This window comes from Pseudomonas nitroreducens NBRC 12694, from assembly GCF_002091755.1.
In the GTDB taxonomy this organism is placed as follows: Bacteria; Pseudomonadota; Gammaproteobacteria; order Pseudomonadales; family Pseudomonadaceae; genus Pseudomonas; species Pseudomonas nitroreducens.
On record NZ_BDAI01000004.1, the window covers coordinates 430977 to 445032 of the forward strand.

At 65.9% G+C, this 14056-nt stretch carries 13 protein-coding genes; 6 read left to right on the top strand and 7 right to left on the bottom strand.

Annotation, left to right across the window (positions count from 1 at the left end; all coding sequences use genetic code 11):
• Positions 1-151 precede the first annotated feature (151 nt).
• Both trpB and trpA read left to right on the top strand, forming a co-directional pair.
• Positions 152-1360: a tryptophan synthase subunit beta gene (gene trpB, locus PNI01S_RS14325; RefSeq protein ID WP_084358465.1), complete on the top strand. Its 1209-nt coding sequence runs from the start codon at positions 152-154 to the stop codon at positions 1358-1360.
• On the top strand, positions 1357-2163 hold the full coding sequence (trpA, locus tag PNI01S_RS14330) for a tryptophan synthase subunit alpha (protein WP_024763672.1): 807 nt from the start codon (positions 1357-1359) through the stop codon (positions 2161-2163). The genes trpB and trpA overlap by 4 nt, the downstream gene beginning before the upstream one ends.
• 67 nt (positions 2164-2230) lie before the next feature.
• On the opposite strand, the gene PNI01S_RS14335 is transcribed toward trpA, so the two are convergent.
• Positions 2231-3739, bottom strand: a complete 1509-nt coding sequence (locus PNI01S_RS14335) for a YdgA family protein (RefSeq protein WP_024763671.1) — start codon at positions 3737-3739, stop codon at positions 2231-2233.
• A gap of 191 nt (positions 3740-3930) precedes the next feature.
• On the opposite strand from PNI01S_RS14335, the gene gloA2 reads away from it, so the two are divergent.
• A complete protein-coding gene (gene gloA2, locus PNI01S_RS14340; RefSeq protein WP_037006837.1) occupies positions 3931-4317 on the top strand; it encodes an SMU1112c/YaeR family gloxylase I-like metalloprotein in 387 nt (128 codons plus the stop codon).
• A gap of 116 nt (positions 4318-4433) precedes the next feature.
• Here the strand turns inward: gloA2 and PNI01S_RS14345 are convergent, their stop codons facing one another.
• Positions 4434-5375, bottom strand: coding sequence for an AraC family transcriptional regulator (locus PNI01S_RS14345; RefSeq protein ID WP_024763669.1), 942 nt, complete (start codon positions 5373-5375; stop codon positions 4434-4436).
• A gap of 311 nt (positions 5376-5686) precedes the next feature.
• On the opposite strand from PNI01S_RS14345, the gene PNI01S_RS14350 reads away from it, so the two are divergent.
• Positions 5687-6004, top strand: coding sequence for a putative quinol monooxygenase (locus tag PNI01S_RS14350; RefSeq protein ID WP_054907546.1), 318 nt, complete (start codon positions 5687-5689; stop codon positions 6002-6004).
• A 31-nt stretch (positions 6005-6035) separates the two neighbouring features.
• Here PNI01S_RS14350 and PNI01S_RS14355 read toward each other — a convergent pair whose 3' ends face one another.
• From PNI01S_RS14355 to PNI01S_RS14375, 5 genes are all read right to left on the bottom strand, one after another.
• The gene (locus tag PNI01S_RS14355) at positions 6036-8420 is read right to left on the bottom strand and encodes a TonB-dependent receptor (protein WP_084358466.1); all 2385 of its coding nucleotides are present in this window, start codon (positions 8418-8420) and stop codon (positions 6036-6038) included.
• Between the two features lie 231 nt (positions 8421-8651).
• Complete coding sequence (locus PNI01S_RS14360; protein ID WP_084358467.1) at positions 8652-9593, bottom strand: FecR family protein; 942 nt, start codon at positions 9591-9593, stop codon at positions 8652-8654.
• Positions 9590-10111 carry a sigma-70 family RNA polymerase sigma factor gene (locus PNI01S_RS14365; protein WP_054907549.1) on the bottom strand — a complete coding sequence of 174 codons (522 nt, stop codon included), beginning with the start codon at positions 10109-10111 and terminating at the stop codon, positions 9590-9592. The genes PNI01S_RS14360 and PNI01S_RS14365 overlap by 4 nt, the downstream gene beginning before the upstream one ends.
• A gap of 103 nt (positions 10112-10214) precedes the next feature.
• Positions 10215-10553, bottom strand: a complete 339-nt coding sequence (locus tag PNI01S_RS14370) for a DOPA 4,5-dioxygenase family protein (RefSeq protein ID WP_024763665.1) — start codon at positions 10551-10553, stop codon at positions 10215-10217.
• Positions 10550-11461, bottom strand: coding sequence for a choline sulfate utilization transcriptional regulator (locus PNI01S_RS14375; RefSeq protein ID WP_037017448.1), 912 nt, complete (start codon positions 11459-11461; stop codon positions 10550-10552). The genes PNI01S_RS14370 and PNI01S_RS14375 overlap by 4 nt, the downstream gene beginning before the upstream one ends.
• Positions 11462-11575: 114 nt before the next feature.
• Between PNI01S_RS14375 and betC the strand changes: the two genes are divergently transcribed.
• Positions 11576-13087 (top strand): choline-sulfatase, encoded by a 1512-nt coding sequence (betC, locus tag PNI01S_RS14380; RefSeq protein ID WP_084358468.1) that lies wholly within the window; start codon positions 11576-11578, stop codon positions 13085-13087.
• Positions 13088-13117: 30 nt separating this feature from the next.
• Positions 13118-14053, top strand: coding sequence for a choline ABC transporter substrate-binding protein (locus PNI01S_RS14385; RefSeq protein WP_084358469.1), 936 nt, complete (start codon positions 13118-13120; stop codon positions 14051-14053).
• Positions 14054-14056: the final 3 nt, after the last annotated feature.

Sequence of the window (14056 nt, forward strand, 5' to 3'; positions counted from 1 at the left end):
AACCTGTGAGTTTTTCTGACATGTTATGGCGATCTTATCGCTTTTCCCCGTCCTCCCACAGCCGTATCCTGAGCACCATTCGTAGGAGCGGACTCTGTCCGCGATAGCGCCCGGCGGGCACCCTACTTCACGACCCCAGAGGAGCCTTCCCATGTCCACACTGCGCACCGGTCCAGACGCCAAGGGCCTGTTCGGCAGCTTCGGCGGCCAGTACGTCGCCGAGACCCTGATGCCGCTGATCCACGACCTGGCCCGCGAGTACGAGAAGGCCAAGGACGATCCGGAATTCCTCAAGGAACTGGCCTACTTCCAGCGCGACTACGTCGGCCGTCCGAGCCCGCTGTACTTCGCCGAGCGCCTGACCGAGCACTGCGGCGGCGCGAAGATCTACTTGAAGCGCGAAGAGCTGAACCACACCGGCGCGCACAAGATCAACAACTGCATCGGCCAGATCCTGCTGGCCAAACGCATGGGCAAAAAACGCATCATCGCCGAGACCGGCGCCGGCATGCACGGCGTGGCCACCGCCACCGTGGCCGCGCGTTTCGGCCTGCAATGCGTGATCTACATGGGCACCACCGACATCGATCGCCAGCAGGCCAACGTGTTCCGCATGAAGCTGCTGGGCGCCGAGGTGATCCCGGTCACCGCCGGCACCGGCACCCTGAAGGATGCAATGAACGAGGCCCTGCGCGACTGGGTGACCAACGTCGACAGCACCTTCTACCTGATCGGCACCGTGGCCGGCCCGCACCCGTACCCGGCGATGGTCCGCGACTTCCAGGCGGTAATCGGCAAGGAAACCCGCGAGCAACTGGCCGAGAAGGAAGGGCGCCTGCCCGATTCGCTGGTCGCCTGCATCGGCGGCGGCTCCAACGCCATGGGCCTGTTCCACCCGTTCCTCGATGACAGCAGCGTCAAGATCATCGGCGTGGAAGCCGCCGGCCACGGCATCGAGACCGGCAAGCACGCGGCCAGCCTGAACGGCGGCGTACCGGGCGTACTGCACGGCAACCGGACCTTCCTGCTGCAGGACGAAGACGGCCAGATCATCGACGCGCATTCCATTTCCGCCGGCCTGGACTACCCCGGCATCGGTCCGGAACACGCCTGGCTGCATGACATCGGCCGTGTTGAGTACACCTCGATCACCGATCACGAAGCCCTCGACGCATTCCACCAGTGCTGCCGCCTGGAAGGCATCATCCCGGCGCTGGAGTCCTCCCACGCCCTGGCCGAAGTCTTCAAGCGCGCACCGAACCTGCCCAAGGACCACATCATGGTGGTGAACCTGTCCGGTCGTGGCGACAAGGACATGCAGACCGTCATGCACCACATGCAACAGGAGCCGCAAGCATGAGCCGCCTGCAGACCCGCTTCGCCGAACTGAAACAGCAGAACCGCGCTGCCCTGGTGACCTTCATCACCGCCGGCGACCCGGGCTACTCGACCTCGCTGGACATCCTCAAGGGCCTGCCCGAAGCCGGCGCCGATGTCATCGAACTGGGCATGCCGTTCACCGACCCGATGGCCGATGGCCCGGCGATCCAGCTGGCGAACATCCGCGCCCTGGGCAACGGCCAGAACCTGGCCAAGACGCTGAAGATGGTCCGCGAATTCCGCGCCGGCAACGACACCACCCCGCTGGTGCTGATGGGCTACTTCAACCCGATCCACTACTACGGCGTGGACAAGTTCATCGCCGACGCGAAGGAAGCCGGCGTCGACGGCCTGATCGTCGTGGACCTGCCACCGGAGCACAACGAAGACCTGTGCCACCCGGCGCAAGCGGCGGGCATCGACTTCATCCGCCTGACCACTCCGACCACCGACGACAAGCGCCTGCCCACCGTGCTCGAGGGCAGCTCCGGCTTCGTCTATTACGTCTCGGTGGCCGGCGTGACCGGCGCCGGCGCGGCGACCCTGGAACATGTCGAGGAAGCCGTGGCGCGCCTGCGCCGCCACACCGATCTGCCGGTCTCCATCGGCTTCGGCATCCGCACCGCCGAACACGCCGCGAGCATCGCGCGCCTGGCCGACGGTGTGGTGGTGGGTTCGGCGCTGATCGACAAGATCGCCGAGGCGAGCAGTTCCGCTGACGCGGTGCAGGGCGTGCTCGGCCTGTGCCGGCAACTGGCCGAAGGCGTGCGCAACGCTCGCTGAGGATTGCTCTTTTGTAGGAGCATGAAAAAGCCCGGCGCGTGCCGGGCTTTTTCGTTTCAGGCGCGGGTTATTCCACGCTTTCTGCCTGCGGCTCTTCTTCCCCGCCGGCAGCGCCGCCGCCCAGGCCAAGACCCTGCGCGGAGCCCATGGCGAAGGCCATGAACTCCGGCACGCTCATGTCCTTGCCGTTGAACTTTACCTGGTCGTTGGCGTAGGCCAGCGAGCTGGACAGGGCGTTGCCGTCGAGCACGGCCCACTGCGAGTTCAGGGCCATGCCACTGAACAGGTCAGTCATGGCGTCGGATTGCTGCTTGAGCGCAACCGGATCGACGCTGCCGGCAGCCTCGCCACCCAGCGAGCCCTGCAGCGCGACGATGTCGCCGATCACCGCCTTGTCCACCTTCAGGTCAGCCTTGAGCGCGGCGAGGATGCTGCGCGCCATCTCGTCCGGCGTAGCGGCGGCAGCGTTGGGCTTGCGCAGGTCGACCGACAGCGAAGCCTTGGCTACGCCGTGGCTGGTCTGCAGGGACAGTTCGTCCAGCGACAGCACCGGCGAGCCTTCCAGCAGGGCCAGGCCCAGGCGCTTGAGTTCCTCTTCCTGCGCCGGGGTCAGCTCGGTGCTTTCCAGGCTGTCCAGGGCCATCTTGTTGTAGGACTCCTTGAAGGTCTTGAGCACGCCCTCGTCGAGGTTGCGCAGGCTCAGGTCCAGCTTCACGCCGCCGATTTCCTGGCCCTGCACCACGACCTTGCCGACGCGGTAGGAAACGCTCTGGTCAAGGCCCTTGCCGCCCTGCTTGAGGGTCTCTTCGACCACGGCGTCGCGCAACTCGACTTCCGGCGCGCCCGGCGACTTGATGTTCAGGCTCTTGATGGTGGCGGAGCTGGGGCCGAGGGCAAAGCCGTTGGCATTTTCCTTCTTGTCACCCTGCATGCCCAGGTCGCGCAGCTGTACGCGCGCCGGCTGGCCGCTGTTCTCGTCGGTGAAGTCCAGGTCGACCTCGGCGAGGTTGCCCACGGCGCTGACGTCCTTCTTGTCGCCGGAGACGTTGAAGGTGATCTTGGCCGGGGACAGACGCAGCTTGTCGCTGTCCTTGGCGAATTCCAGGGCGGCGGTCTCGACGGCGCCTTCCTGTTTCTGGTCGTAATGGATGGTCAGCTCGCCGAACAGCGGAGCCTTGCCGCCAGCGGCGGTGAACAGCGGAGCGGTGAGTTCGTTCTGTTCCAGAGCGAAATGGCTCTGCGCCATGACCGGGGCGAGCTTGCCCGCCGCCAGGCGCGAGGCCGGGAAGGGGCCGTGTTCGAGGCGATCGGTGAAGACGAGGATCTGCGGCGCTTCGCCTTCCTTGCCGGTGAAGGACAGGTTGTAGCGCGCGGTGCTGGAGAACAGGCCGCGCTGGATGTCCACCAGGGTCAGGTGGGCGCCCAGGCCAGGGGCTTCCTGCTCGAACAGTTGGTTGGCTTCGGTGATGCCGCGGTTCACTTCCTGCTCGACACGGCTGCCGGTGTACCAGGCGCCGGCAACGGCAGCGCCGACGATGGCAACGGGGATGGCGATGGCCAGGGCGGTCTTCTTCATGCTGATTCCTTTCAAGTGCGGCCGTACGGGGGACGTCCTGTCGACCGTGATTGTGGGGGTGGCGGCGGGATGCTAGCAGGCGCACTGCCATCACTCCAGCGCCGTTGGCGACCGACTTCACAGCGCCAGCATTGACCCGCAGGGGACGGCTGTCAGGATAGAGCGCTCAGACCGTCCGGGAAGCCCACGCCATGACCCTGCTGCACAGCCTCCACCACGTTGCCCTGATCTGCTCGGACTACCCGCGCTCAAAGCACTTCTACACCCAGGTGCTGGGCCTGAAGGTGGTCGCCGAGACCTACCGCACGGCGCGTGACTCCTGGAAGCTCGACCTGGAGCTGGGTGATGCGCGGCTGGAGCTGTTCTCCTTCCCCGGCGCACCAGCGCGGCCGTCCTACCCCGAGGCGCAGGGGCTGCGCCACCTGGCATTCGCCGTGGATGACCTGGAGAGCGCGGTGGCCCACCTGCAGAGCCACGGCGTGGCCTGCGAGCCGATCCGCGAGGACGATCTGACCGGCAAGCGCTTCACCTTCTTCGCCGATCCGGATGACTTGCCGCTGGAGCTTTACGAGCGCTGATGCCTCCGGCCAACGCCTTTGTAGGATGGCGTGGAGCGATACCCATCAATTCGATTCGCCTACAGCATGGGTATCGCTGCGCTCCACCCATCCTACGAAAGTGCCCCTGAATCGGCTCAGGCCGGCACGGCCTCGCTGTCCAACGCCCCGCGCAGGCTCGCCAGGTCGCGCAGCGGCGGCGCGCCGAACAGGCGGCTGTATTCGCGGCTGAACTGCGACGGGCTCTCATAGCCGACGCGATGCCCGGCCACTGCCACTTCCAGCCCTTCCGACAACAACAGCCGCCGCGCTTCCTGCAAGCGCAGCTGCTTCTGGTACTGCAACGGGCTCAGGGCGGTCACTTCCTTGAAGCGGTGGTGCAGGGTGGACACGCTGAGGTTCACCTCGCGGGCCAGGTCCTCGATACGCAGGGACTTGTCGTAGTTGCGGTTGAGCCACTCTATGGCGCGGGTGACGCGGTGGGTCTGGCTGTCGGTCATCGCCAGGTCGTGCAGCAGGTGGCCCTGCGGGCCCCGCAGCAGGCGGTAGAGGATTTCGCGGACGAACAGCGGCGCCAGCATCTCGATGTCGCGGGGGGTATCCAGCAGGCGCATCAGGCGCAGCAGCGCGTCAAGCACGGTGCAGTCCAGGCGTTGCAGGTAGATGCCCCGGCTGGCCGGGCGCGGCGCACTGCCGGCGAGGCCGGCCTCGGCGATCAGCCGGGTCAGCTCGCCGGGGTCGATGTCCAGGCGGATCGACAGGTAGGGCTTCTCCGGCGAGGCCTCGATCACCTGGCCGGAAACTGGCAGCGTCACCGACACCACCAGCAGGTTGAGTTCGTCATAGCGATACACCTCGCTGCCCAGGCGCACTTCCTTGCAGCCCTGGGCGATCACGCACAGGGCGGGGCGATAGAGGGTCGGCATGCGGCCCTCGTGGGGGCAGTCGCTGCGGCCGACCAGCAGGGAATCGATGGCGGTCTCGAAGACGCCTTCCCCCTGGCAATGGCGCTGGATGATGTCGGCCAGCTCCTGGCGGCCGGCGGCAATGGGATCGTAGGCGGGAACGGACTGGGACATGCACAGGACCTCCAGTGGCGGCGCTCGAAGCTTACGCCCGCGCCGCGTGCGCGAGTGTGACAGTAAGGCAGCCGCTGGAGGATCAGGCAAGCAATCGGCAGGAATGGACAAGCCGCAGCGCCATTCACGCACGCACCGCGGCGGTGCATGGCCCGGAAACGACCGGTTACAGAGGTTGGCAAACCTGCCGCAGGATCAGGCAAGAAGCCGACAGCATCCGGATAACGCGCGGGGCTGGCGGGGCCGTACTCTTGCTGTCAGTCGTCCGAGGAGCCACTTCGGACTTCTTCCTGTAACGCGGAGGACAGGACATGCACTGGCAAACCCCCATCGAACACGAATTGCAGATCCACCCCCGGGCGGGACACGAAGCGGAACTCGGCGCCCTGATCGACAACCTGGTCGACGGCGCCCGCCGCGCACCGGGATGCCTGCGCTGCCAGTTGGTCGCCCGTGAGAGCGGCGAGCCGTGGCTGCTGCAAGGCAGCTGGAAAAACGAAGACGCCCTACTGGACTACTTCGCCACGCCCTCATTGCAGCTGCTCGGCGAGGTGCTCTTGTGCCACTGCCGAAGTCTCAGCGGCGGCATAGTGGAAACCCTCGATCAGGCCACCGGAAAGGTGGCCTGAGTCTTTTTAGGTAGAGAGCTTTCAGGCCCTTTTAGTACGCCAGGCTCCACCCCAGGGTGAACGTGCGGCCACGGCCCTGGTAGTCATAGAGATAGGCCGGCCCGTAGGTCGGCGAATAGAACAGTGCAGCGCGCTGGCCCCAGACGGTGCTGTACTGCTTGTCCAGCAGGTTCTGGATACCGGCGCTGAAGGTGCCGAAGCCGGTCTTCTGCTCGCCCATCAGGTCGAAGGTGGTGTAGCCGTCGATCTCGTGGTCCGCATCGTCCTTCAGGTTGAACGCGTGCTGGGCCTGCAGGCGGGCACTGCGCTCACCATCGCCCCAGCCGACGAACGCGGTGGACTTGGACAGCGACGCGTAGCGCGCATCACGCTTGATCCAGTCGCCATCGGCATCCTCTTCTTCCGAACGCACCAGGTGCAGCGTGGTACCACCCTGCCAACCGTTGTCGAAGTAACGGGTGACCGCGCCTTCGAAGCCGAAGTCGCGGCTCTTCTGGTCTTCCACGTCGATGGTCAGGGTCGCCGCGTCGGTGGTGATGATCTTGTCCGACCAGATGTAGTAGACCGCCGCCTGGGCCTGCCACTGCATGTCGCTGTAGCGCCAGCCGGTCTCGACCTGGCGGCTCTTGATGCCAGCCAGTGGGTTGTCGTCCACCGACAGACCGGCCTTGCCGTAGTACTTGGCCGGGTCGGGCAGGTCGAAGCCTTCGCTGTAGTTGGTCCAGACCTGATGGCCGTTCTTGAAGTCGTAGATCGCGCCGAGGTTGAACAGGTTGACCTGGTAGTCGTTGCTGCCGCCGGGCACGCCTTTGAAGTCATCCACCTCGACGTCCATCTTCTGGTGGCGCGCGCCGCCGGAGAGGGTCAGGTTGTCGGTGGCCTTCCAGTCCAGCTGGCCGTAGAAGGACAGGCCATCGACGACGTAGCTCGGATAGCGCGGTGCGCTGCTGGCGGTTTCCAGGTCCAGGCCGCCGCTCTCGGAGGACAGACGCTGGTCGAAGACCTTCTGCTCGGCGTTAAAGCGCTCGTGGTCGAGGTCCACGCCGTAGGTGAACTTCAACGCATCCCACTGCTTGCTGAACAGGCCCTTCAGGCCGCTGACCTCGAAGTTCTGCTGCGAGCCAGCGAAGTACACACCCTTGGAGCCGGTCGGCTTGCCGGTGTTGTAGTAGGGGAACGGATAGAAGTTGTCGTCTTCCTTGCGGTAGTACGCCTGCAGGTAGAAGTCCTGCTCCAGCAGGTTGCTGTGGTGGTAGTTGGCGTTGAGCAGCACGCGGCGCGAGCGCGGCTCCAGGTCGGTGTCCAGGCCGCTGCGGATTTCCGCATCTTCCAGGTTCGACGGGCCCTGGTACTTCAGGTTGGGAAAGTAGATGCCGGTGCTGCCGTCGTTGCCCGAATCGTAGTACTGCGCCAGCAGGTCGAGGCTCTGCTCGTCGGTGAACTGCGCGGTGAGGTTGCCCATCACGTCGACGGTGCGGTTGTACTGCAGGTCGGTCTGGGTGTTGTCGATGAAGATCTGGTTGCCGCCGCCGTCGTAGAAGGCTTCGTTCTTCTCCGCTGAAATCCCCAGGCGGCCGGCCACGCGGTCATTGCCGCCGCTGACGGACTGCGCGGCGCGAGTGGACAGGTCATCGCTGTTGTTGAAGCCGCTGGTGGCGCCCAGTTGCGTCTCGAAGCGCGCATCACCGGCCGCGCCCTTCTTGGTGATGATGTTGATGATGCCGCCGGTGGCGCCGCCGCCGTAGATCGCGCTGGCGCCGGAGAGCACCTCGATGCGCTCGACGTTGAACGGCGATATGCTGTCGAACTGGCGCGACAGGCCGCGCGAACTGTTCTGGCTGACGCCGTCGATCATCACCAGCACGTTGCGCCCGCGCATGTTCTGGCCGTAGTTGGTGCGGCCCTCGGGCGCCAGGTCAAGACCGGGAACCAGCTTTCCCACGGCCTCCTTCAGGCTGACGCCGGTATCGAGCTGTTCGCGCAGCTGGGTCTGGTCGACCACCCAGACGGTGCCGGGGATCGAGCTGATATCGGTGGGCGTGCGCGCCGCCACGCTGATCTGCATCGGCGCCAGGCTCAGGGCAGCGGAGTCGTCCTTCTCGCGCTTGAGCAGCACGGTGCGCTCGTCGGTGAAGCGCCAGCTCACACCGCTACCGGAAAGCAGTTGGTTGAGCGCTTCCTCGGTGGTGTAGGTGCCGTCTAGCCCTTCGCTCTGCAGGCCCTGGATGTCCTCGGAATTGAACAGCAGGTGCAGCCCGGCCTGGTCGGCGAACTGGGTCAGCGCACTGTCCAGGCTGCGCGGGGCGATATGCAGCTCGACGGCGGCAGCGTTCGCGGCATGGACGACGGGCGCGGCGGCGCCAAGCAGGGAAGCGAGCAGGATCGCGCGGTGCAGCGGGGAAGGACGGTAATGCATGCGGGTGAAATCCGTTCTTGTGTGGGCAGGGTCGCGTATTGAGAATTTTTCGCGTTCCTGCCTACGACGAAACGGTCATGCAAACCTTGCAGTGCTGAATGAAAAATATTTTCATTTTCTTGTCACAGAACGAGACTTCACCTGTAGGAGCGAGCTTGCTCGCGAACCGCCCTGCCTCGGAGTCGCCGGGAAATCCGTTCGCGAGCAAGCTCGCTCCCACACGAAGAACGGTCAGGTTTTTCGGGCGGGGCGGATCAGCACCAGCCAGGGCATATGGGTGACCTTCACCGGCTGCAAGCGCTCCAGGGTCTTGAGCAAGGCGCCGGGGTCCTGCAGGTCGAACACGCCGCTGACCTTGTGCTGGCGCAGCGCTCTGTCGGTCAGCACGATGCGGCCCGGCACGTAGCGCTCCAGCTCGTCCAGCACCTCGCCCAGCGGGCGCTGGTTGAAGATCAGCTTGCCGCGCTGCCAGGCGCTGGCACTGGACAGGTCCAGCGGCTGCGCCGGCTCGGGCGCGGCGCGCTCGCGGTAACTCAGGCGCTCGCCGGCGGACAGCCGCACCGGCGCGCTGCCGGCACTGTTCACCTGCACCACGCCTTCGGTCACGTCGACGCGCACCTGCGGCCCACGGCTGTCCACATCGAAGCGCGTACCCACGGCGCGCACCTCGCCGCCCCTGGCCTCGACGATGAAGGGCCGCGCGGCATCCTTCGCCACCTCGAACAAGGCTTCGCCGGTGTGCAGGCGCAGGCGCCGCTGCTGCGGGCTGAAGTCGACGGACAAGGCGCTGTCGCTGTTCAACCACACGCGGCTGCCATCGGCCAGCTGCAGCATCCGCCGCTCACCCGTGCGGGTCGCGTAGTCGGAATACAGCCCGGCCAGCGGCTCGGGCAGTGCGATGGTGACGGCGATTGCCGCGACACAGACGGCAGCGGCCAGCGCCAGCCAGCGACGCGGGCGCCGGGCGCGGCGGCGGTAATCCTCGGCGTGGCGGGTTTCCGGCAAGGCCCCCCACAGCGCCTCGGCCTCGCGAGCGGCACGCTCGTGTTCCGGGCTCTGCCCACGCCAGCGCAGGAACTCCATGCGCTCGCCAGCACCGGCGCTGCCCGCATGCAGCTGCACCAGGCGCTCGATGGCTTCATCGCCCAGCAGGTTCTGTTCGACGCGGCTCATGGCGCGTCTCCCTGGCGCTGCGCCCAGTCGCGGCAATGGCGCATGGCCTGGACGATGTACTTGCCCACCATGCTCTCGGAAACGCCCAGGCGCTGGGCGATCTGCGCGTGGGTGAGGCCGTCGAGGCGGTTCATCAGCAACGCCTGGCGGGCATTGGCGGGCAATTGGTCGAGGGCGGCGTCGAGGTGCTCCAGCGCCTCATGGGCGAGCAGGCGGTGCTCCAGCCCGGACGCGGGATCGCTGAGGTCATCCGCGGCGGCTTCATCGACATGCAGCTCGGCCAGCCGGCCCTCGCGGCGCAGGTTGTCGATGGCGATGTTGCCGGCGACGCGGAACAGGTAGGCGCGCGGGTCCTGCACCTCGGCTTCGGCAGGGTGGTCGGCCAGGCGCAACCAGGTGTCCTGGGCCACGTCTGCCGCGCGCTGGTTATCGCCCAACCGCCGCGCAAGGAAGCGCATCAGGTCCGCGTAATGCGCCTGGAAGCTCTGCAGCAGGGAGGAGGAGGCGAAGCGCCGCATGATGGCCGAAATACCCCGAAAAACCGGACAACGTCTGTCAGACCGATGCGAAGGGACGGCAGCATACACCGAATCGAGAATTATTATCGAATGCAAAAACGTGTCAGCTCGTGAACGGCGAGAGGTCCAGCGGACGTACTTCGCCCATCCATAGACCGTGATCGCGGTGATCGCGCAGGTCATCGCCCGTGTTGGGGTGGACGAAGATCACCAGGCCATCGCGATTCAGCGCCAGCCACGGCACCAGGGTGGCGAAGGTGGCGTTGTCGAAGGCCAGCTGGCAGCTCCAGTCCGGATGCGGCCCCACCGGGCGCTCGTGCACCCGGCCCATCTTCGCGCCGAAGCGGCTGGCCGCCTCTTCGCACAGGGCGCGGGCACGCGCGAGGCTGCTCGCGTCGAAATAGACGTGGGCGTGGAAATCCTTGATCGGGGTGTCGTTCATCGGTCCTGCTCCAGTTCCGCCTGCAGCCAGTCGACGAAGCGCTGCACCAGGCGCATGCGCCGTTTGCGCTCGGGCAATACGGCGTAATAGCCGAATCGCGATTGCAGCGACCCGGCGATGGGCCGGCACAGTAACCCCTGTTCCAGCAGTTCGTCGACCAGGTGCCGCCAGCCGATGGCCACGCCCTGCCCGGCGATGGCCGCCTGGATCAGCAGGGTGTAGTTGTCGAAACGCAACCCGGCCGGGCCCGGCGCCGAGTCGATGGCCAGTTCGCGATAAACGCCAGTCCAGTCGAACCACCGACTGGAGGCTTCGGGTTTCAGGTGCAGCGTCGGCAAGGCCGTGAGCGCCTGGGGCGACAGCGGCAGTTCGCGGCCTGCCACCAGGCGCGGGCTGCACACCGGGAATACTTCCTCGCTGAACAGCCGCAGCGCTTCGCCATGCTTGAAGCGCCCGTCACCGAAGGCAATGGCGACATCGATATCGCTGCGCAGGGAAATCGGGCTGCGATCACTGCTGATCAAACCGACATCCAGCTCCGGGTGTGCCTGGCGGAAGCGCGGCAGGCGCGGCATCAGCCAGTAGGCGGCGAAGGCGAAGTCGGTGGCGACCTGCAGCACTTCGTGGGGGTTTTTCGCGGTCACCGCAGCGATGCCGGCGTCGATGCTCTCCAACCCCGCCTGAACGTGCTGCTGCAGCACCTGCCCACTTTCGGTCAAGGCGATGCCGCGGTGGATGCGGTCGAACAGGCGCACTGCCAGCAGCTTCTCCAGGCGCTTGATCTGCTGGCTGACCGCCGGCTGGGTGGTGCCCAGCTCACCGGCGGCGGCGGTGAAGCTCAGCAGCCGGGCCGCGGACTCGAACACGCGCAGCAGTTCCAGCGGCACGCTCAAGACTGGCTCACGCATAAGTGGACGTTATCCGAAGCATGCCGTGCCATGCGCTTTACCCCGTATTCAGCAGGAAACAGACTCATGACCAACAGCATCCCATAACAGCGCCAACAGGATAAGCCCAACGCCATGAAGCGCCCGAACATTCTCTTCATCATGGCCGACCAGATGGCCGCGCCGCTCCTGCCCTTCTACGACGCCCAGTCGCCGATCAAGCTGCCTCACCTCTCGCGCCTCGCCGGTGAAGGCGTGGTGTTCGACTCGGCCTACTGCAACAGCCCGCTCTGCGCGCCCTCGCGCTTCACCCTGGTCAGCGGCCAGTTGCCGACCAAAATCGGCGCCTGGGACAACGCCGCCGATTTTGCCGCCGACATCCCCACCTACGCGCACTACCTGCGCCGCCTGGGCTACCGCACCGCGCTGTCGGGCAAGATGCATTTCTGCGGCCCGGACCAGTTGCACGGCTACGAAGAACGCCTGACCAGCGACATCTACCCCGCCGACTACGGCTGGGCGGTGAACTGGGACGAGCCGGACGTGCGCCCGAGCTGGTATCACAACACGTCCTCGGTGCTACAGGCCGGCCCGTGCGTGCGCACCAACCAGCTCGACTTCGACGAGGAAGTGGTGTTCAAGGCGCGCCAGTACCTCTACGACCATGTGCGCGAACACCCCGAGCAGCCGTTCTGCCTCACCGTGTCCATGACCCACCCGCACGACCCCTACACCATCCCGCGCGAGTACTGGGACCTGTACCGCGACGAGGACATCCCGCTGCCCTCGGTAGAGATCGCCCAGGGCGAGCAGGACCCGCACTCGCAGCGGCTGCTCAAGGTGATCGACCTGTGGGGCCAGAAGATGCCCGAGGAGAAGGTACGCGCCGCCCGCCGCGCCTACTTCGGCGCGTGCAGCTATGTCGATGCGCAGATCGGCGCGCTGCTGCGCACCCTGGAGGATTGCAACCTGAGCGATGACACCCTGATCGTGTTCTCCGGCGACCACGGCGACATGCTGGGCGAGCGCGGCCTCTGGTACAAAATGCACTGGTTCGAGATGGCCGCCCGTGTGCCGCTGCTGGTGCACGCGCCCAGGCGTTTCGCGCCACGCCGGGTCGGCGAATCAGTGTCCACCGTCGACCTGCTGCCAACCCTCGTCGAGCTGGCCGGCGGGCAGGTCGAGCCCGGCGTCGACCTCGACGGCCGCTCGCTGCTGCCACACCTGCAAGGCGTTGGCGGCCACGACGAGGTGATCGGCGAATACACCGCCGAAGGCACCGTCAGCCCGCTGATGATGATCCGCCGCGGCGACTTCAAGTTCATCTACTCCGAGCAGGACCCGTGCCTGCTGTTCGACGTGAAGAACGACCCACGCGAACTGGAAAACCTCATGGATTCGCCGGCCCACGCCAATCGGGTACGCGACCTGCTGGGTGAAGCCCGCGCGCGCTGGGACGTGCCGGCCATCACCCGGCAAGTGCTGGCCAGCCAACGCCGTCGCCGGCTGGTGGCCGACGCGCTGACCCATGGCACGCTGAAAAGCTGGGACCACCAACCCATGGTCGACGCCAGCCAGCAGTACATGCGCAACCACATCGACCTCGACGATCTGGAGCGCCGCGCGCGCTATCCGCAACCGAAATAACAACCACAACACGCCGAAGGGGAAGGGAGCATGAAGAACACCGTACGAAGAGCATCGACGCTGTTGCTGGCCGGCGCACTCGCGCTGGGCGGCCCGCTGGCCCGGGCCGAAGATGAAGCCTGCAGTACGGTGAAACTGGCCGATCCGGGCTGGACCGACATCGCCGTCACCAACGGCATCGCCGCCTTCCTCCTCGAAGGCCTGGGCTACCAGGTGAAGATCGACACTCTCTCGGTGCCCATCACCTACGGCGGCCTGCGCGACGGCCAGGTGGACGCCTTCCTCGGCAACTGGATGCCGGCGCAGCAGGGCTTCTTTGATCAGTTCATCGCCAGCAAGCAGGTCACCCAGTTGGCGAAGAACCTCCAGGGCACCGAGTTCACCCTGGCCGTACCGACCTACGTGTGGAACGCGGGCGTGAAAACCTTCGCCGACCTGGGCCAGCACGCTGACCAGTTCAACAAGAAGATCTACGGCATCGGCTCAGGCGCGCCAGCCAACCAGTCGATCCAGAAGATGATCAGCGGCGACGAGTTCGGCCTGGGCGGCTGGAAGCTGGTGGAGTCCAGCGAACAGGCGATGCTCGCCGAGGTAGGCCGCGCGGTGAAGCGTGATCGCTGGGTGGTGTTCCTCGGCTGGACGCCGCACCCGATGAACGTCAAATACGACATGAAATACCTCACCGGCGGCGAGAAGTACTTCGGCAGCACCGGCAGCGTGTTCACCGTCACCCGCAACGGCTACGCCGAGCAGTGCCCGAACAGCGGCAAGCTACTGGCCAACCTGTCCTTCGACCTGAAGATGGAGAACGCCATCATGGCCCAGGTGCTGGAGAAGAATATGAAGAACCCCGACGCGGTGAAGGCCTGGATCAAGGCCAATCCGCAGAGCCTCGACACCTGGCTTGAAGGCGTGAAGACCCGCGACGGCGGTGACGCGCTGGCCGCCGTGAAGGCCAAGCTGTAGGCC